The organism is Amycolatopsis aidingensis, assembly GCF_018885265.1.
Classification (GTDB): Bacteria; Actinomycetota; Actinomycetes; order Mycobacteriales; family Pseudonocardiaceae; genus Amycolatopsis; species Amycolatopsis aidingensis.
This window is the reverse complement of the sequence record NZ_CP076538.1, coordinates 1502435-1520681: the sequence shown is the minus strand read 5'-3', so window position 1 is coordinate 1520681 and position 18247 is coordinate 1502435. Positions and strand designations below refer to the sequence as shown.

The 18247-nt window shown below is 67.0% G+C and carries 15 protein-coding genes, 1 tRNA gene and 1 pseudogene; 7 read left to right on the top strand and 10 right to left on the bottom strand.

Features of this window, described 5'->3' with window-relative positions:
- Positions 1-41 precede the first annotated feature (41 nt).
- Both cysC and KOI47_RS07330 read left to right on the top strand, forming a co-directional pair.
- Positions 42-3551: an adenylyl-sulfate kinase gene (cysC, locus tag KOI47_RS07335; RefSeq protein ID WP_216215149.1), complete on the top strand. Its 3510-nt coding sequence runs from the start codon at positions 42-44 to the stop codon at positions 3549-3551.
- Positions 3552-3604: 53 nt separating this feature from the next.
- A complete protein-coding gene (locus KOI47_RS07330) occupies positions 3605-4771 on the top strand; it encodes an argininosuccinate synthase domain-containing protein (protein ID WP_216215147.1) in 1167 nt (388 codons plus the stop codon).
- 59 nt (positions 4772-4830) lie between these two features.
- On the opposite strand, the gene KOI47_RS07325 is transcribed toward KOI47_RS07330, so the two are convergent.
- The gene (locus KOI47_RS07325; RefSeq protein ID WP_216215145.1) at positions 4831-5814 is read right to left on the bottom strand and encodes an aldo/keto reductase; all 984 of its coding nucleotides are present in this window, start codon (positions 5812-5814) and stop codon (positions 4831-4833) included.
- Between the two features lie 66 nt (positions 5815-5880).
- On the opposite strand from KOI47_RS07325, the gene KOI47_RS07320 reads away from it, so the two are divergent.
- Both KOI47_RS07320 and KOI47_RS07315 read left to right on the top strand, forming a co-directional pair.
- Positions 5881-6507, top strand: a complete 627-nt coding sequence (locus KOI47_RS07320; RefSeq protein ID WP_216215143.1) for a LysE family translocator — start codon at positions 5881-5883, stop codon at positions 6505-6507.
- A gap of 57 nt (positions 6508-6564) precedes the next feature.
- Positions 6565-7296 carry a sulfotransferase-like domain-containing protein gene (locus KOI47_RS07315; RefSeq protein ID WP_216215141.1) on the top strand — a complete coding sequence of 244 codons (732 nt, stop codon included), beginning with the start codon at positions 6565-6567 and terminating at the stop codon, positions 7294-7296.
- 161 nt (positions 7297-7457) lie between these two features.
- On the opposite strand, the gene KOI47_RS07310 is transcribed toward KOI47_RS07315, so the two are convergent.
- The 6 genes from KOI47_RS07310 to KOI47_RS07285 all read right to left on the bottom strand — a co-directional run bounded on the left by KOI47_RS07310 (position 7458) and on the right by KOI47_RS07285 (position 12145).
- On the bottom strand, positions 7458-7832 hold the full coding sequence (locus tag KOI47_RS07310) for a hypothetical protein (RefSeq protein WP_216215139.1): 375 nt from the start codon (positions 7830-7832) through the stop codon (positions 7458-7460).
- Positions 7829-8248 carry a hypothetical protein gene (locus KOI47_RS07305; protein ID WP_216215137.1) on the bottom strand — a complete coding sequence of 140 codons (420 nt, stop codon included), beginning with the start codon at positions 8246-8248 and terminating at the stop codon, positions 7829-7831. The genes KOI47_RS07310 and KOI47_RS07305 overlap by 4 nt, the downstream gene beginning before the upstream one ends.
- Positions 8249-8250: 2 nt before the next feature.
- Complete coding sequence (locus KOI47_RS07300; RefSeq protein ID WP_216215135.1) at positions 8251-9345, bottom strand: hypothetical protein; 1095 nt, start codon at positions 9343-9345, stop codon at positions 8251-8253.
- A gap of 560 nt (positions 9346-9905) precedes the next feature.
- Positions 9906-9979, bottom strand: a tRNA-Leu gene (locus KOI47_RS07295).
- Between the two features lie 24 nt (positions 9980-10003).
- A complete protein-coding gene (locus tag KOI47_RS07290; protein ID WP_216215132.1) occupies positions 10004-11329 on the bottom strand; it encodes an NAD(P)/FAD-dependent oxidoreductase in 1326 nt (441 codons plus the stop codon).
- Positions 11330-11443: 114 nt separating this feature from the next.
- Positions 11444-12145, bottom strand: coding sequence for a uracil-DNA glycosylase (locus KOI47_RS07285; RefSeq protein ID WP_216215130.1), 702 nt, complete (start codon positions 12143-12145; stop codon positions 11444-11446).
- 32 nt (positions 12146-12177) lie between these two features.
- On the opposite strand from KOI47_RS07285, the gene KOI47_RS07280 reads away from it, so the two are divergent.
- On the top strand, positions 12178-13674 hold the full coding sequence (locus KOI47_RS07280; protein WP_216215129.1) for a S10 family peptidase: 1497 nt from the start codon (positions 12178-12180) through the stop codon (positions 13672-13674).
- A 105-nt stretch (positions 13675-13779) separates the two neighbouring features.
- Here KOI47_RS07280 and KOI47_RS36340 read toward each other — a convergent pair.
- Positions 13780-13899 (bottom strand): annotated as a pseudogene (locus KOI47_RS36340) (Imm1 family immunity protein); the annotation flags it as partial.
- Positions 13900-14049: 150 nt separating this feature from the next.
- Here KOI47_RS36340 and cutA point away from each other — a divergent pair.
- Positions 14050-14376 carry a divalent-cation tolerance protein CutA gene (gene cutA / locus KOI47_RS07270; protein WP_216215119.1) on the top strand — a complete coding sequence of 109 codons (327 nt, stop codon included), beginning with the start codon at positions 14050-14052 and terminating at the stop codon, positions 14374-14376.
- Here the strand turns inward: cutA and KOI47_RS07265 are convergent.
- A complete protein-coding gene (locus tag KOI47_RS07265) occupies positions 14373-15599 on the bottom strand; it encodes a helix-turn-helix domain-containing protein (protein WP_216215117.1) in 1227 nt (408 codons plus the stop codon). The genes cutA and KOI47_RS07265 overlap by 4 nt on opposite strands.
- Positions 15600-15723: 124 nt before the next feature.
- Here KOI47_RS07265 and KOI47_RS07260 point away from each other — a divergent pair, with 124 nt between their 5' ends.
- Positions 15724-15969 (top strand): hypothetical protein, encoded by a 246-nt coding sequence (locus KOI47_RS07260; RefSeq protein WP_216215116.1) that lies wholly within the window; start codon positions 15724-15726, stop codon positions 15967-15969.
- A gap of 468 nt (positions 15970-16437) precedes the next feature.
- Here the strand turns inward: KOI47_RS07260 and KOI47_RS07255 are convergent, their stop codons facing one another.
- Complete coding sequence (locus tag KOI47_RS07255) at positions 16438-18171, bottom strand: S8 family serine peptidase (RefSeq protein WP_232376594.1); 1734 nt, start codon at positions 18169-18171, stop codon at positions 16438-16440.
- Between the last annotated feature and the right edge of the window lie 76 nt (positions 18172-18247).

Genomic DNA, 18247 nt, shown 5'->3' with positions numbered 1-18247 from the left:
TCGATCGAAATTCATGCTTTCGCTCGATCGCGAGGGGTCGAATGGTGAAAACAGAAGTCCGCGCGCAGCTACTCAACGAGTTCTGCGGCCACGCTCAGCCATATCCAACCAACCGGACAATTCTGCAATTATTCGAAGAACAGGCGGCACGGGTCCCCGAGTCCCCCGCCGTCACGTTCGGGGACGCGACGCTGTCCTACCAGGCGCTGGACCGGCGTGCCAACGCGCTCGCCGATACGCTGCGCGCCCGGGGCGTCGGCCGGGGCGACTTCGTTCCGCTCGTCGTACGTAATGGACTCGACCTGCCGGTGTCCGTCATCGCGCTGATGAAGCTGGGCGCGCCGTTCGTGCCGATCGACGACCTGTGGCCGGCGAACCGGCTGACGGGAATGATCGAAACCTTGCGCCCCAAGGTCGTGCTGTACGGCGCCGAAGCGCGTGCGGACGCGGTGCCCGAGGGGCTGCGGCTCACGGTGGACGCGGCCGCCCTGCCCGAGCGGCCGCAAGCCGACTTCGGCGCCCCCGCAGGGATGACCGACCTGATCTACGGCTTCTACACCTCGGGGTCGACCGGAGCTCCCAAGTGCACCCTGAACATACACCGTGGCCTGCTCAACCGGTTTCTGTACATGACCAGGCGGTTCGGCGGACATGCCGACGAGGTGGTGATGCAGAACAGCAGGCATGTGTTCGATTCCTCGATATGGCAGCTGCTGTGGCCGCTGACCAACGGCGCGCGGGTCGTGGTTCCGCGTCGCGACGGTGTGCTGGACCTTTCGGCCACCATCGACACCGTCTGGCGATACGGCGTGACGATGACCGACTTCGTGCCCTCGATTTTCAACACCCTGGTGGAGCTGGCGGCCGCCGAACCAGAACTGGTGCCGCGGCTGGCTTCGCTGCGCACCATCCTGATCGGCGGCGAGGAGATCAACACCCGCGCCGTGCAGCATTTCCGGGCGATGCTGCCCGGAGTACGGATCGTGAACACCTACGGGCCCACCGAATGCTCGATTGGCTCGGTGTTCCATACGGTGACCGACAGCGACCGGGAGTCCATCCCGGTCGGCAGGCCCATCGACAACACCTACGTGGTCGTCCTCGACGAGGACGGTGAACTGGTCCCGCCGGGGACGGTCGGCGAGATCCATATCGGCGGCGACTGCCTCGGGCTCGGTTACCTCAACGACCCCGAGCGCACGGCAAATGCCTTTGTCGACAATCCGTTCCCGGAGATTCCGGGCGCGAAGCTGTACCGCACCGGCGACCACGGCAGCTGGCGCACCGACGGCAACCTGGTATTCGAGGGACGCTCGGATCAGCAGATCAAGATCGGCGGCGTGCGAGTCGAGCTGTCCGAGATCGAACTCGTGCTGCAAGCCCATCCCGGCGTACGCGAGGCCAAGGTGATCGTGCACGACGAGCTGGGCAACCGGAGTCTGATAGCGTACCTGACCTGCGACAACGCAGTCACCGACGCACTCGTTCGGGAACACGCCCGCGGCGCGCTGCCGCCCTACCTGCTGCCCAAACGGTTCGTGCTACTGGACCGGATGCCGTTGACCCCGAACGGCAAGACCGACCGGCTGGCGCTGGCCGCGATGGCCGGAACCCCGGACGCCGCGGTCGCCGACCTGCATGGCGTGGAACGCGAGGTGCAGGAGCTCTGGCACCGCCAGGTTCCCGGCGTCCGGATCGGAGCGGACGACAACTTCTTCCGCATCGGCGGTGACTCGCTGACCGCACAGAAGCTCGCCCTGGCGTTGAACGCGCGCTTCGGCACCAGGTTCACCGTACGGGACCTGGTGCATTGCCCGACCATCGCAGGCCAGGCCGCACGGATCCGCGGTGAGCGCGAAGTCGTGTCCACCTTCGAGGAGATGGCACAGGACGCGATGCTGCCGGCGGACATCCGTCCGGCCGCGCCCACGACGGCACCGGGCTCGCCACGGAACGTGCTGCTCACCGGCGCCACCGGTTTTGTCGGTGGCCAGTTGCTGCACGATCTGTTGCGCGGCACCGATGCCGTGGTGCATTGCCTGGTCCGGGCCGAGGATCGGGCGGCGGCGCAGGCGAGAATCATGGCCAACCTGCGCGCGTACCGCCTGTGGGCCCCGGAGCTGGCGCACCGGGTGGTGGCCGTGCCCGGAGACCTCGGCGCACCCCGGTTGGGCCTGGCCGAAAGCGAGTACCAGCGCCTGGCCGCAGTGGTGGATACGGTGTTGCACAACGGCGCGATGGTGAACCTGGTGCGTGAGTATGCCGCGCACCGGGCGGCCAATGTGTCCGGCACGACCGAGATCCTGCGGCTGGCGAGCACCGGGCACACCAAGCCGGTGCACTTCGTCTCCACCCTGACCGTGCTGCCGGACGGTGGGGTCGAGGCGCCCGCGCCCGCGACCAGCCGTCCGGACGACGGCTACAGCCAGTCCAAGCTGGTCGGCGAGTGGCTGATGGACGCGGCGGCCGAACGCGGACTGCCGGTCGCGGTCTACCGGCTCGGCGAGGTCATGCCGCATACCCGGCACGGTGTGCCCAGCCGGGATGGACTGATCGACCTGCTGGTTCGCGCATGCGTGCGGGCCGGGGTGACGTTCCGCAGTGAGGTCGCACTGGACTACCTGCCGGTGGATCATGCGTCGGAACTGGTGCTGGCCGCGGTGAACGGTGGCGAGACCGGTTACTTCCACCTCCGGCAGCAGGAACCAACCAGGCTCGATGACGTGCTCGACGCGTTTCGAAAGGTCTTCGATCTGGCGGATGTGTCCTATCCGGACTTCCTGGATCGGGTGCGTTCCGCCGCGGAGGACGACCGGGATGTCGCCAGGGTGCTGACCATGCTGCCTGCTTCCGAGCCCGACCTGCCGATGCTGTTCTCGGAGCTGTCCAGCCGTTGTCCGGCCGAGCGTGCGGAAAGGGTGGCCCGGCACAACGGGCTGGCCCCGGTCCCGGTCGGAACCGACGTGTTCCACAGCTACGCGCTCGGCGCCAAGCGATCGGTGCCTGCCTCGCAACCCGGCGACGGCATCACCGTGTGGCTCACCGGACTGCCGAGCTCGGGCAAGTCGACGATCGCACGCGGCGTTGCGAACCTGCTGCGCGATGCGGGCCGCCGGGTCGCGGTGCTGGACGGCGACGAGATCCGCAGGAACCTCACCAGCGACCTCGGTTTCAGCCGCGCCGACCGGGAGGAGAACGTGCGGCGGATCGGGTTCGTCGCTTCGATGCTCTCGATGCACGGCGTGATCACGCTGGTTCCGGTGATCGCGCCGTACACGGCCGACCGGGAACGGGTACGAGCCCAGCACCTCAACAGCGATATCGACTTCGCCGAGGTCTACGTGGCCGCGCCGGTGCTGGCCTGCAGCAAGCGTGACGTGAAGGGCCTCTATGCGAAGCAACGCGCAGGCGAGCTGCGCGGCCTGACCGGTGTGGACGATCCATACGAACCGCCGACCGAAGCGGACGTCGTCCTTCCGACCCATACGCAGACGATCGACGAATCTGTGAACGCCGTTTATTCCCTGGTGATGGACCGGGTGCGGCCATGAGCCGCTCGGGGCCCGGACGCGAGTCAGCATCTACTCTCCGAACGGGAGCGCATATGGACTTGACCGAACTACGCGAAAAGCGGGTGGGCGTACTGGCTTCCGGCGGGCTCTCCGCGACCACGATCGGAGCCTGGCTGGCGGACAACGGCGTGCAGACCGTGTCGTATATCGCCGATATCGGCCAGGACACCCCATTCGGCCCTGCCGAGCTGTCCGAGCTGTTCGGGAAGATGGGCCTGGAAAACCGGGTGATCGACCTGCGCGCGGAGATGGCGACGGTCTACCTTGACCTGATCAGATACCAGGCAACCTATGAGGGCGGATACTGGAACACCACCGGCGCGGCCCGCCGCGTTCTGGTCGAGGGCCTTGCGGATGAGCTGCGTAAGGACGGGTGCGCGGTGCTGGTGCACGGCTGTGTCGGCGGCGGCAACGACCAGACGAGGTTCGCCAGGTACAGCGCCGCGCTGGCGCCGGAACTGACCGTGTTCACGCCATGGACCCGCCCGTGGCTGCTGGAACGCTTCCCGAACCGGGAGTCGATGACCGACTACCTGCTGGAACAGGGCTACCCGACCGTGTTCGCCGACTACACCGACTATTCGGTGGACGGGAACCTCGGTGGATACTCCCATGAGAGCGGCGAGCTCGAGGACCTGGACACCCGCTCGGATGTGGTCTCGCCGATCCTGACCAGCTGGCCGCAGCAGGTCGAGGACGCCGTCGAGGCCTTCCGGGTACGGTTCACCGGCGGGCGTCCGGTGGAGATCAACGGCAGTCCCGTGGATCCGGTCCAGGCCATCCTGACCGCGAACGCTGCGGGTAGGCGCAACGGAATCTCGCTCCGCAGCGTGGTGGAGAACCGGGTCAACGGCACCAAGTGCCGTGGCGTGTACGAGGCACCAGGGCTTGAGGTACTCGGGCAGTGCCTGAACGCGCTTTACCAGACCACCCTGGACAAGGAGGGCACCGAGCTGGCAAGGCAGCTGTTCCAGCGGCTGGGCCGGTACACCTACGAAGGCAGGCTGACCGAGCCTGCCGCACTGGCCGCTCGTAGCGCGGCGGACCTGCTGACCGAGCGGGCCAGCGGAACGGTCGAGGTGAACCTGTACAAGGGGAATGTGATCGTGAACGGGGTCAGCGAGGTCGCCGATGTCCCCGGCGCTGAGCGCCAGACCCGGTTCACCAACGGCGGCCACGCCTGGCATGTCCAGACCTGAGAGCCGCCGCGGCCGGGTAGCCGGAGGGCGGATCCCTCCGGCTACCCGATCTCAGCCGGTCACTGGGACCACCAGGTGGGTTCCCGGTCCCAGCGGTGGGTGCGCAGGGTGGCCAGGAGGTCGGCGGGAAGCTCGGTGCCGTCGCTGACTCCCAGGTTGGCGCGGACGTGCTTCTCCTTGCGCATTCCCGGGATCACGGTGCACACGGCCGGGTTGCCCAGGATGAAGCGCAGCACCAGTTCCGGCAGGGTCATCCCGTCCGGCACCAGCTCCTTGAGCCGGTCCGCGCGTTCCACCGCCGGGTGCAGGTTCTCCGGGACGAAATAGCTGTTGCGCCAGTCCCCTTCCGGCCAGGTGCTGTCTTTGGTAAGCGTGCCGGTCAACGTCCCCTCGTCGAACGGTACCCGTGCGATCACCGCGATGTCCTGGTCCCGGCACACCGGGAACAACTCGTCCTCCGGGTTCTGGTCGAACACGTTGTAGATCACCTGTACCGAGTCGATCAGGCCCGTTTTCAGTGCCTTGAGCACATTGGTTGGTTCCCAGCGGTTGATGCTGATACCGACGCCTTTGACCAGACCCTGCCGCTTGAGCTCCCGGACCGGTTCCTGCCAGCGCTCGTCATCGGCCCATGCGTCCTCCCAGACATGGAACTGCAGCAGGTCCACGCTGCCGGTGCCGAGGTTTTCCAGGCTTTTCTCGGTGTATTCCCAGATATGATCGGCCGGGAAGACGTCCTCCAGCCTCGACTCTCTGGTTGAAGGGAAGTTCCGGTCCTTCGGCGGGATCTTGGTGGCGATGGTGAGCTGCTTGTCCTGGTTAGCCCGCAGCAACTCGCCGAGCAGTCGCTCGCTGTGCCCGCGGCCGTAAATCCAAGCCGTATCGAAGAAGGTGCAACCCAGGTCGACGGACAGCTGCAGTGACTGCATTCCGCTCTCATCGTCCGCACCGGTCCAACCGCCTTCGCCTCCACCTATTCCCCACATCCCATAGCCGACCTCACTGACCTGCCAGTCAAGCCTGCCGAACCGGCGGTACCGCATGCTTTCACCCTTCCGCTGCCAATTTAGTTTATTGTACTGAATTATGTTTTCCAGTATATTGTACCCATGATCGACCTGGACTCATACCTGTTGTTCCTTGGCGCCGTGCTGCTAATATGCGTCGTCCCCGGGGCGGACATGGTCTACATCGTGACGAACGCCGTCAGCCAGGGCGTCCGCGCGGGCCTGCTCGCCTCGGTCGGTATGTCCGTTGGCATGCTGGTGCACACCACCGCGGTCGTGCTGGGCCTTGCCACCCTGGTCAGCTCCTCCCCCATCGCCTACGACGTGCTGCGTTATGCGGGCGCGGTGTACCTGGGTTACCTCGGCGTGCGAACCCTGATCGACTCCTGGCGAGCGGGCGGCACCCAGCTCACCACCGGGGAACGGTTGCCGCTGTCGACGGTTTTCCAGCGCGCCATCATCACCAACGTGCTCAACCCCAAGATCGTGGTGTTCTACCTGGCGTTCCTGCCCCAGTTCGTCCGTCCGGAGCAGGGCAACAGCACCATGCAGCTACTTGTGCTCGGCGTGACATTCGTGATCATGGGCCTGCTGGTGGACAGCGTGGTCGCGCTGGCAAGTGGCCGGGTCGGGGACTGGTTGCGCAAGGACGACCGGACCGAGAAATGGCTGAACCGGTTGGCGGGGGTGGTGTTCCTCGGCCTGGCGGCCAAGGTCGCCATCGACTGACCGCGGCTGACAATTCCCACTTTCGCCCGATGCGCCATTGGCAGTACCTTTGATCAGGTGAATACTGACCCCAAGCGCGTGATAGCGCTATGGAGCGCGCCGCGTTCGCGCTCGACGGCATTCCTGCGAATGATGATGGAACGCGATGATATCGTGGCATTGCACGAGCCGTTCTGCCAGCTCGCCGACTTCGGCACCTGCACGGTGGCCGACCGGGAGGTGAAATCAGAGCCGGAGCTGATCGCCGCCATCAAAGACCTTGGCACGGAAAGCCGGGTGTTCTTCAAGGACACCACCGACTTCCGCTACCCCGGTGTGCTTGCCGATGCCGAGTTCCTACGCGAGGTCGAACACACCTTCATCATCAGACATCCACGCGAGGTGATCCCCTCACATTTCGCGATGAACCCGAACGTCACGCTGCCCGAGATCGGATTCTCCCGACTGTACGAACTCTACCTCGCGGTTGCCGCGGCCACTGGACGTGAGCCGATCGTGGTCGACTCCGACCTACTGCTGGAGCAGCCGGAGCCGACCGTGCGGGCATACAACGAACGGGTCGGCCTTACGCACAGACCGGATACGCTGAACTGGTCGGCAGGCATGCCACAGGAATGGTCGAAAACCGCTCGCTGGCACGCCGAAGCCGGTAACAGCAACGGTTTCGTCAAGTCTGAAAAAGCATACGAAAACACCGTGGAAAACCACCCGGTGCTGGCCGATTTCTACGAGCAGGAGATGCCGTTCTACGAGTACTTGCTGGAACGCAGGATGAAGGTCGGACCGTGAGATCATAACCGCTCGACCCCGTGGGATGCCGTGGTCGGCGAAGTGGGTCAGGGCTCGGGTGGGAAAAGGCCGCGCAGGTGGTCGCTATCCTGGACGATGGTCGGATCGCGGTGCGCAATAACCACCCCCGGGGCGGGCACGGTGTCCTGAGCTGACGGTGCTCACAGCCACCGCACGATGAGGGCTATCAGGGCGAGACCGCTGATAGTGCCCCCGCCCGCCAGCCAGCCGTACACCGTGAGCTGGCGGTGCGTGGCCACAGTGCGCAACCGCCACAGCGAGTACAGCGCGACGACGAACGCACCGGCCGGGAGCAGGGGCAACGGATTCCCCCGCACGGCCACGCCACCGATGCAGAAGATGAGAAAAATACCGGATAGGAAGACAAGCGAGGAGTAAAATCTCCAGTCGCTGAGGAAGCTCTCCCGGAAGGTCTTGCCGGACGCGTCCCGCGTTGCCCCGGGTCGATTGGCATTCGGATCGATACCGAAGTCATCCTCGTTGTCCGGCGGCCCAAGAAAAGACGAAGGGCTCATTCCGAGGTCCAATCGGTCTCGTCGTACGACGGCTCCTCGTCGCCGCGCGCGGCCGGTCTCCGAGTCTCCGGAGACTCCCGGGCAGGTTGTGCTCGTGGTGCGTCCCGGCGAGCGAGGTTGTCCAGATGCTCCTGCCCTCGTTGCGCCGCTGCTTCCTTCTCGTCTTCCGAAAGTGACGTGTACCAGGAAGTGAACTGCCGAACATGCGGCGCGAGTAACTCGTCGTAGGCACCGGACGCGATGACCTGCCGTGGCGTGGTCCTTCCGCTGAGCAACCCCCTCGCCATCTCGGCGAGCGCGGGGTTGGTGCGGTTGCTCGCGAGCTTCTCCAGCAGCTCCCGCCGATGTTTGTGCAGCGCGGGATTCCCGCCAGACTCGCCGAAGGTGCTCGCGGAGGACGACCATTCGAAGTTCATGCCTACTCCCCTACCGCCGGATGACTGTATGCCGCACTGGGAAGCGGATGACCTTTGAAAAACGAATCGTCGGCCGTCACGATCGCCACAACTCCGTTGAATGTGTGAGCGATATGCTTCGCCTTCTCAAAGCTGGCGGTCGCGTCAGACCAGCGCTCCACTATTCGACTGCACTGGAAGGCCGCCAATGACCACAAAAGAGCAGGACCAATCACAGTCTCACTCAACACAGTCCCAGCCGCCACCTCGAGCGCCGCCCAGAACGCATTGTCCATGACGTCCGTAACCGCATCCGTTCCCGACTTGGTCAGACCCGCTATACCAGTGGCCATCTTGCCGTACTCGTCGCGGAGTTTCGCACAACCTTCACGGTAGCTGTCGAGGGCGGTCGCCAAGCCGGAAAAATAGCTGTCCGCGGCGGCGGCCGCATGCCCCTGCCAGTACGTGTCCCGCAGAAGTGCCATGTTGTCGCCGATGTTACGACTCGTGTCCGCACAGAAATAGGAAAGGCAGTGAAAGGCACTGGCCGCCTTCGCTACGGCTTTCCAGTCGCCGGTGTAGACTTCGACGGACTTTTCCACCGGGTTGACACCGATAACCGCGTCAAGCACCTCCTGGATCCACTTTCCAGGGCTGAGAAGGTCAGTGATCGTATCCACGATGCCACCGGGATCTTCGAAATCCGGCGGCTCTGAAGGAGGAGTCAGACGACCGGTCGGGTCGATGTACTCCTTGATGCCACGCGCGGGCGGCCCCATCGGCACTGGTCGGCTATCCGTACCTGGGTAGGTGTTGTCCATCCGCTCGGCCGCAGCGACGTCGGTGGTCCGGTAGTGTTCGGCGGCCTTGAGCACACCTGCGCCCGCGTCACGGCAGAGAAAACCCAGGCGCCGCACCGCCTCACAGACCTGTCCTTGTGCTTCATAGTGCGCGCCATAGATTACGCCGAAAACGTCGACTCCGATGCCGATACTCTTGTCATCCACGTGCGCCTCTTGCGCACCATACAGATGAGCCCGCTCGGCGTACTGCGAGTGGGCCGCGACCATCCTGCCATAGCTGGTAATCGCATCCGGCTCAGCGACGAATCCCGACATACCGCCCCCGCTCGAAACGTGCCCTCCAGCCGGGCAGACTAGCACACGAACCGCCGACCGTCGCCCACTCACGATTCCGCGCATCTGAGGACGACGATCTTTTTCGCGTCCCCAAAGTGCGCATGATCAGCCAGCCCGCGCGTAGAGTTCCCGGAAGCCGGACACGGGGCTTCTTATCTCGACTGTGTCGGCGCCTGACGGTCTCTATGCACCTTCACGAAGACGCCATCCTGGACGCCGTGTCCCGACTTCTTCGCGGACCGGGTATCCGGGCCCCGTCGACGCGAGATCGTGGTCGCCGATCTCGCGCGGCGCCGGGAGTCCGCACTCACGGAGTTGGACGCCGCAGGCGAGGTGGAGCCAGGCCTGCCCAGTCCCGAGGACACCGCCCTGCTGGACCTGCCGCCGTACCTCGCAGTCAGCCTTGCCCACGCACCGGAGGTACTGCTGCGCCGGTTGTTCCAGATCACCCGGGCAACGGAAGGCGCCACCGAAGTCGTGCCGATTGCACCCGGAACGCCTGCTCAGCGAGCGGGCGCCGAGAGTGTAGATGCTGTACGTGCCCCCGACGGGATTCGAACCCGCACTGCGTCGATTTTAAGTCGACCGCCTCTGCCGGTTGGGCTACGGGGGCACCTACAGCTTATGGCAAGCCGGTTCAGGACTTGGACGCCCTGGCGAACTCTTCCTTCGGGTTGTTGATCTGCCCGAGCGAGATGACCTCGCGGCGGAACAGGCCGCCGAGCAGCCAGTCGATGGTGATCCGGACCTTGCGGTTGAAGGTCGGCATCGCCTTGACGTGATAGGCGCGGTGGAAGACCCAGGCCGGGAAGCCCTTGATCTTCAGGCGCAGGGCGTCCGCGACGCCCTTGTGCAGCCCGAGGCTGGCGACCGCGCCGAGGTTCTTGTGGAAGTAGTCCTTCGGCTGCCCGCCACGGAGCACCCGGATGATGTTCTTCGCGAGATGCCGGGCCTGGCGGACGGCGTGCTGCGCGTTCGGCGGGCAGGTGGCGGTGGGGTCCTCCTCGGTGCGTGAGAGGTCCGGGACCGCGGCGTTGTCCCCGGCCGTCCAGGCGTCCGGGTGGCCGACGATCTGCAGGCCGGCGGTGGCCTGCACCCGGCCACGCTTGTCCACCGGCAGGTCGGAGCCCGCGAGCACCGGGTTGGCCTTGACCCCGGCGGTCCAGATGATCGTGTCGCTCTCGAACTCCGTCCCGTCGGACAGCTGCACATGCCCGTTCTCGAAAGACTTGGCCGCCGTGGAGAGGTAGACCTCGATACCGCGCTTCTCCAGCTGCTCCGCGGTCCACACGCCGAGGGTCTCGCGTACCTCGGGCAGGATCCGGCCTGCCGCCTCCACCAGCACCCAGCGGACGTCGTCCGGCTCGATGTTCTCGTAGTACCGGGTGGCGAACCGGGTCATGTCCTCCAGCTCGGCCAGCGCCTCGATACCCGCGAACCCGCCGCCGACGACGGTGAAGGTGAGCAAACGCTTGCGCAGCTCGGGGTCGAGCGTGCTCGCCGCCTCGTCCAGCTTGGTCATCACGTGGTTGCGCAGGTAGATCGCCTCGCCGATGGTCTTGAAGGCGATCCCCTGCTCGGCGAGGCCGGGAATCGGCAGAATCCGGGCGACCGAGCCCAGCGCCACCACCAGCACGTCGTAGGACAGCTGCTCGGTGTGCCCGTCGGCGGCCTCCACCGTGACGGACTTGCGCTCGTGCTCGATACCGGTGACCCGCGCGGTCAGCACATGGCAGCGCTTGAGCACCCGCCGCAGCGGGACGACGACATGCCGGGGCTCGATGGCACCGGCCGCCGCCTCCGGCAGGAACGGCTGGTACGTCATATGCGGCTGGGGATCGACGACGGTGACGGACGCCTCGTTGGCCCGGAGCTTCTTCTGCAGTCCCAACGCCGTGTAGAGCCCGACGTATCCACCACCGAGGATCAAGATCCGAGTCGGTTCCGACTTCGCTGCGGCCATACCGTCATACTCCCACCCATCGGGGCAGGTCGCTCGGGGACCCCGATCCGCTGTGACCAGCGTCGCCGTGACTACCGAAACGATTCAGTTCCCTCACCCGGGGTGCGCCGGCGGCTACCGCGCGAGGCCCGCGGCGGCGCTCGCCTCGTGCAGCACGGCACGCAGCATCGCCGGGGTCAGGGTACCGGTCTGGGTGTTGCGCTGGGACACGTGATAGCAGCCGAACACCGGCAGCCCGCCCAGCACGACCCGTACCCCGTGCCCGAACCGGGGCCGGGGCCGCGGCACGGCCCAGCCGCACTCCGCCAGCACCGGCAGCAGCGCCTGCCAGCCGAAACCGCCGAGCACGACCACGGCGCGCAGGGTCGGCCGGAGCAGCTCCAGCTCCCGCACCAGCCATGGGCGGCAGGCGTCCCGCTCGGCCGGGGTCGGCTGGTTGGCCGGCGGTGCGCAGTGCACCGGGGCGGTCACCCGGGTGCCCCGCAGCTCCAGCCCGTCGCCGCGGTGCGTGGACTCCGGCTGGGAGGCGAGCCCGACGTCGTAGAGCGCCTGGAACAGCACATCGCCGGAACGGTCCCCGGTGAACATCCGTCCGGTCCGGTTCCCGCCGTGCGCCGCCGGGGCCAGCCCGACCACCGCCAGCGCCGCGTCTGAGGGGCCGAACCCTGGCACCGGGCGCCCCCAGTACTCCTCGCCCGCGAAGGCGGCCCGCTTGGTCTCGGCCACCTGCTCGCGCCAGGCCACCAGCCGCGGACAGGCCCGGCACTGGCCGACCGCGGCGTCGAGCTCGGCCAGCGAGGCAGGAACGGTGCTCACGCCGACATTGTCCCTTGATCTAGGTTGGAGACATGGCACAGACCTCCACGGACACCTCAGCGGCCGCAGAGCCACAAGCCGAGCAGGACGCCAAGCGGGACGAGCCCACCGACGACCTGGTCACCCGGCAGCACACCATCACCATCGACGGCCGCGAGCTGGCGTACACCACCCGTACGGGTCGCATCGTGCTGCGCAAGGAGGTCCAGACCGAGGACAAGTTCGAGGGACATCTCGCCAAGGCCGAGGTGTTCCTCACCTCCTACACCCTGGACGGGGCCGAGCCCGGTTCCCGGCCGGTCACCTTCGCCTTCAACGGCGGCCCCGGCTCGTCCAGCGTCTGGCTGCACATGGGAGTGCTCGGGCCGCGGCGGGCGATCTCCGGAGACGTGAACGCCCCCGAGCCGCCGCCGTACCAGCTGGCCGACAACCCGGACACCCTGCTGGCGCACAGCGACCTGGTGTTCATCGACCCGGTCTCCACCGGCTACTCCCGGGCCGTCACCGGTGAGAAGCCGAAGGAGTACCACGATGTCGCACCGGACATCGAGTCGATCAGCGAGATCATCCGGCTGTGGGTGTCCCGCAACGAACGCTGGCTCTCGCCGAAGTTCGTGGCCGGCGAGTCCTACGGCACGCTGCGTGCGGCCGGCCTCGCCGCGCACCTACAGGACCAGCACGGGCTCTTCCTGAACGGGCTGCTGCTGATCTCCTCGGTGCTGGACATGGGCACCATCCGGTTCGTGACTGGCAACGACCTGCCGTACTCCCTGTACGTACCCACCTATGCGGCCATCGCGCACTACCATGGTGTGCACGGCAACCGGCCGCTGGCGGAATTGCTGGCTGAGGCCGAGGAGTTCGCCTCCAGGGACCTGCCATGGGCGCTGCAGCGCGGGGCACGGCTGACCGAGGCCGAGCGTACCGAGGCGGTGCGCAGGCTCGCCGCGCTCACCGGGCTGAGTGAGTCCTATGTAGACCGGGTGAACCTGCGCATCGAGCACCTGCGCTTCTTCACCGAGCTGCTGCGGGAGCGCGGGCTGGTCACCGGCCGGATGGACGGCCGGTTCACCACCTGGGAGCCGGACGGCGGCAGGGAGCTGATGAGCGATGACGCCTCGATCTCCCGGATCATCGGCGCCTACTCCGCGGCATTCAACCACTACGTGCGCGCCGAGCTGGGCTACGCCAACGACCTGCCGTACCAGATCCTGTCCATTGACGTGAACAAGGCGTGGGCATACGCCGACTACACCGGTCGGTCGGTGTCCGTTGTGGACGACCTCAGTTCCGCGATGCGTGCCAACCCGCACCTGAAGGTGCATGTGGCGCTGGGCCATTACGACGGCGCCACGCCGTACTACGCGGCCGAACACGTGCTGGCGAACCTGAAGATCCCCGCCGAGCTGCGGGAGAACGTGGAAACGGCGTACTACCCCGCAGGCCACATGATGTACGTGCACGAGCCCAGCCGCCAGCAGCAGGGCCGCGACCTGGGCGCGTTCATCGCCGCCAGCTCGAACAGGTAGACCGAGTCGATCCAGCCCGTCCCGGCCGTGGGACCGGATGGCCAGGCCAGCAGGCACTGGTGTCCCGCCCACGCCGGAACGGGACCACTCCGTCTCCCGGAACGCTCATGCCGGGCGCCAGTCCACGCAGGTCGGCCGCTGGCCCGTGGCTACGTACTGGCACACCGCTTCGCACATCACGTCGATCGGCACCTCAGCGCCCGGATCCTGCACTAAGTGGTGGCCGTCGTAGGTGAACCTTGCTCCTCACCCGACATCAGGCAGCCGTGGTCCCCACGCACACCGGCGATCGACTCGAACCTTCTGTGCTGCCGGAGTACCACCACACCCCGTCGGTGCCCTGTTCGAGTAGCCCGACCTCGTATCCTCGAATGCATGACTGATCACTTGCTGGTGACGACAACGACGCCCGACCGGGAAACGGCTGCTCGGTTGGCTGCTTCGGCAGTTGGTGCGAAGCTGGCAGCAACCGCACAGGTCCACGGCCCGGTGACGTCGTTCTTCTGGCACCTCGGCGAGCAGGGCGAGGGTGAGGAGTGGATGGCCACCTTCAAGACGACCAGCGCCCGTTACGCCGACCTGGAGGCGCATCTGGTCGTTGAGCACGCATGGACAAACCCGGAGGTCACCGCAATCAAGCTGAATCGCGGGTCGGAGACCTACCTGCGATGGCTGGAGACCAGCACCGCGCCCGAGACCTAACCATGCATTTGGTCCAGCGCCGCGGCAACCTCCGGCACGGCGCGGTGGCGAGCGAGTTTCCCCGCGACGCTGGCGATACGTGCGCTGGGACGGACCGAGGCGACCCCTGCGGACAACTGATGCGCGCGGGTGAGCACCGAGGCAGCCTGTTCGACTTCGCGGGCCTGGAGGTAAGAGCCTGCGAGCCAGGTCAGGTAGAGCGCCTTGTCGCGGCTATGGGTGTCGTCGAACTGAGTAAGCACCGACTCCAGTACTGGCACCGCCCGAAGCGGTCGGCGAAGTTCCGTCCAGCACCGGCCCGCCATGATGTCGATCTCCTTTTCATCCACCCAGAACACCCAGTCCGGTTCCGGTCGGCCCTCGATGCGCAATAAGGCTTCACGCGCCAGCCCCAGCGCACGATCGGCCTGTTGCGCGTCTCCGGCGACGGCGTGGCTGAAGGCTTTGCGCTCGAGCAGCAGGGCTTGGACTCGCGGGGTAGCGGTGCCACGGACCGTTTCATGCGATTGCTGGGCGGTCACTGTGCCGTCGCTCGCCGCCGTGGTCTGCTGATAAGCGACGAGAGCCAGTGCGTTTCCGGCGAGCGCGGCATCGCCAGCTTCCCGAGCTGCGCTGAGACTGGTGGTGTAGTGCTTGTGTGCCTGTGCGTGGTAGCCAGCATCAAAGGCGGCCCAGCCAGCCATCTGGTGATGTTCGCTCAGCAGGGACCGCAGCTGCCGACCGACGTCCTCCGTGCAGCTGGCCTGCGCCAACAAGTGCTCCGTAGCAAGAGCCTGTGAGGCATACAGCTGGTAGGTGTCCGCACCGCCCAGAACATTGTCCAGGCGACGCAGCCGGGCGGTGTGACGGTGCAACTGCTCAAGATCGCTCGGCCCGAGTCTGGTGCCCTCAGTCGGCCGCTCCACCAACGGCAACGCGAGGCCCGCCATCGCGCCGATGAACTGTCGCCGATGCACCGGTCCGTCCTCCTGGTCACCTCGGCGGGCCGCCTTTGTTGCTGCTACCGCGTGTCGTAGCTGTTCCACCGCCACGCCGAAGGTCGCCGCGTAGTGCTGCTGCCACCACGGGGTAAGCAGACGCCGTTCACTTTCCCATCGGGAGACTTCGTTTCGGGTGACTGCTCGTTCGGCGAGCGTGGATAGCAGGGAGGCTTGCTCCGATTGTGACCTGCCGGCGCGCTGGCGAAGGCTGCGGAGCAGCGGCCCGATCGTCTGCTCACCCATCGCCTTCTCCCATTCTGGCCACCTCCTGTGGCTACCTCGCCACATGGTCACCTCGGCAGGCTCCTCATATCACGCCCTGTAACGCAGACACTACCCCTACCAGGCATGGAAGGCGGTGGTCAGCGTGGGCGGCCCGACTGGATGGTTGCCTTGGCGGGGCGAGTTGCACTACATCACCGGCTACTCCCGCGGTCGGGAGAACGGCGGGATCCGGGCGATCATCGCGTGCATCGACGAGCGGATCGTGCACGCGGACTTGACAGCCGAAGACCCGCCGAAGTGCGCGGAGTGCGTGGCTCACCAGGCGCGGCGGCGGGCCGAGCGGGCCGCCGCGTCCCCGGCGCGCGGCGGCTGGGGTGGCTGGCGGTGAGGCGCAAACAGACACCGCCGCCCCAGTTCGCGCGGCTGCGCGCAAGTAAGGCCGAGCTGGCGGAGTGGTCACGCCTCACGCGGCAGGCTCGGACCTGTTACCACTGCCGGACCGTGTACCAGACCTCCGGTCACGCCACGGGATGCGAGCAGCACCACGAGGCTGCCCGCGGTGCCCAGTCGACGGGGGCGGTGCCGTGACTGCCGAATCCCTGGGTCTGCTGCCGGTTCCCCGCTTCCCCTCGGTACCGGCAGCACGGGCTCCGGTGCGTCCTCCTTCACTCCCGCGCCGGGGCCCACCTCAACCCCCCGAGTGGGGGCCGCTCCGGCGCTGGCCCGCCGGAACGGCAAGTCCCGGGCGACTCCCCTGTTCCTTGCCGGGGCCGGGTCGCCCGGGGCTCCGGTACGCAGCGAGTGGCCCGTTCCCTGCGGATTTCGCAGGGAACGGGCCACTCACAGCAGGGGTTTATCAGTGGAGGTAACGGGCGCCACGGGTCACGGCGGAGAAGGCGTCCACGGCGCCATGACCGTAGAAGCCGTTGAATTCCGGGGTACCGGTGCAGGTCGCGGTGTACGACTCGTCCCGGCCCTCGTCCAGGTAGTCGACGGTGCGCGGCACCGGGCACGGGATCTCGGCCGCCGTGCCCTCGAGCACGCGCTGCACGGTATTCGGCGCCAGGCCGAAGCCGCCGCGCCGCCACTTGCCGTACTCGGACACGATCAGTGCGGCCACCCCACTGGCGTGCGGCGAGGCCATCGAGGTGCCCTGCAGGTACTGGTAGTACCCCACCCGGCCGTCCGGGGCGGTGGCCTTCTGCACGCCGAGTGCCTCGCCCTCGGGCGTGACGTTGCCGTCCTCGTCCACCGCACCCTCGGCCACCGCCACATTGTGCGGGTACGCCGAGAGGATCAGGTTCTCGTTGGTGCGGAACCAGTCGGTGCCGAAGAAGTCCCGGTAGTACCCGCCGGGGGCGGACACCGAGATCTGCTCCTGGCCGTAGTTGGAGTAGTCGGCCTTGGCCTGGGACGGCCCGAAGGAGGCCACCCCGAGCACATGCGAGCCCTCGATCGGCAACGTGAAGCAGCTGTCGTTGTCGATGTCCCGGTCGTGCTCGTTGCCTGCCGGGAAGTTCGGGCTGCTGCTGTCCGGCGGCGGGTCGCCGAGGTCGATATGCGAGTTGCCGAGCGAGGCGACCAGGGTGACGCCGTTGCGGTGCGCGTAGTTCAGCGCCCGGTTGACCGCGGCGATGGTGGTGCGCTGCGCCCGCTGCTGCTCCGGTGTGTCGGCCGGGTTGGCGGTGCAGTTGTACAGCCACGGGTCGATGTAGAAGGACATGTTCACCACGTCGATGCCCGCGTCACCGGCATAGGTGAGCGCGTCCACCGCGGGCTGCAGGAAGAAGTACCCGGAGTCCTGCCCGGCCCGGATGTTCACCAGGCTCACGTTCGGCGCCACACCGGAGACACCGAAGTCGTTGGCCGCCGCCGCGATGGTGCCCGCGACATGCGTCCCATGCCCGTTGTCATCGTGGTCGGCAGGGTCGACGCAACCACGGAACTCACAGGGCCCGTCCACCTCGGTGCCGTTCTCGTCGGCCGGGATGTCCCTGGTGAAGTTACGCGAGGCCGCCGCGTCGAAGTTCGGGGCGATGTCCGGATGCGAGCCGTCGATGCCGGTGTCGATCACGCCGACCTTGACCCGCCGGTCCCCCGGCTGCTTGGTCCTGGCCAGGTCGGAGCGGGTGGACTTCAGCCCCCAGAGCTTGTCGTCCAGCGGGTCGGTGCCGACCGGCTCGGCCGGTTTCCGGCCGGGACGTGAGTGGCCGGGCGCGACCCGATGATGCTCCTTCTCCACCTGGTCCGACTCCGGCGGAGCCTCCTTCGTCGGTGCCTTACCGATCGGCCGGGCCTGCGCGGCCCCGAACAGCTCGGGCGCCGCCGCCACCCGCTCGGTGAAGCCACGGGCCGGTGCGCTCACGGTGAGCAGGCCGACCGCCGCGTTGCTGCGCAACACCGTTCCGCCCGCTTCGCGGACCGCCCGCTCGGCCGCGCCGACGCCCTGCCCCTCGGCGGCCAGCACGGTGAACTCGGTGGCCGGTCCGGCCAGCTGTGGTTGCGCCGTCGCGGTGGGCGCGGCGACCGCGGTGATCCCGCCGACCAGGGGTACGGCCAGCGCCGCCAGGAAAATCTTTGATCTTCTCACGCGTTTTCCTCCTCGGCAGTGGTGGAGGCCGCCCTGCCGGGAGGCACACGCGCAGGTCCGCAAGACCCGACGAAAG

Excerpts from the sequence above, each read along its gene's own strand:
- cysC (WP_216215149.1), top strand. The coding sequence starts at position 42 with ATGGTGAAAACAGAAGTCCGCGCGCAGCTACTCAACGAGTTCTGCGGC.
- KOI47_RS07330 (WP_216215147.1), top strand. The coding sequence starts at position 3,605 with ATGGACTTGACCGAACTACGCGAAAAGCGGGTGGGCGTACTGGCTTCC.
- KOI47_RS07325 (WP_216215145.1), bottom strand. The coding sequence starts at position 5,814 with ATGCGGTACCGCCGGTTCGGCAGGCTTGACTGGCAGGTCAGTGAGGTC.
- KOI47_RS07320 (WP_216215143.1), top strand. The coding sequence starts at position 5,881 with ATGATCGACCTGGACTCATACCTGTTGTTCCTTGGCGCCGTGCTGCTA.
- KOI47_RS07310 (WP_216215139.1), bottom strand. The coding sequence starts at position 7,832 with ATGAGCCCTTCGTCTTTTCTTGGGCCGCCGGACAACGAGGATGACTTC.
- KOI47_RS07305 (WP_216215137.1), bottom strand. The coding sequence starts at position 8,248 with ATGAACTTCGAATGGTCGTCCTCCGCGAGCACCTTCGGCGAGTCTGGC.
- KOI47_RS07300 (WP_216215135.1), bottom strand. The coding sequence starts at position 9,345 with ATGTCGGGATTCGTCGCTGAGCCGGATGCGATTACCAGCTATGGCAGG.
- KOI47_RS07290 (WP_216215132.1), bottom strand. The coding sequence starts at position 11,329 with ATGGCCGCAGCGAAGTCGGAACCGACTCGGATCTTGATCCTCGGTGGT.
- KOI47_RS07280 (WP_216215129.1), top strand. The coding sequence starts at position 12,178 with ATGGCACAGACCTCCACGGACACCTCAGCGGCCGCAGAGCCACAAGCC.
- cutA (WP_216215119.1), top strand. The coding sequence starts at position 14,050 with ATGACTGATCACTTGCTGGTGACGACAACGACGCCCGACCGGGAAACG.
- KOI47_RS07265 (WP_216215117.1), bottom strand. The coding sequence starts at position 15,599 with ATGGGTGAGCAGACGATCGGGCCGCTGCTCCGCAGCCTTCGCCAGCGC.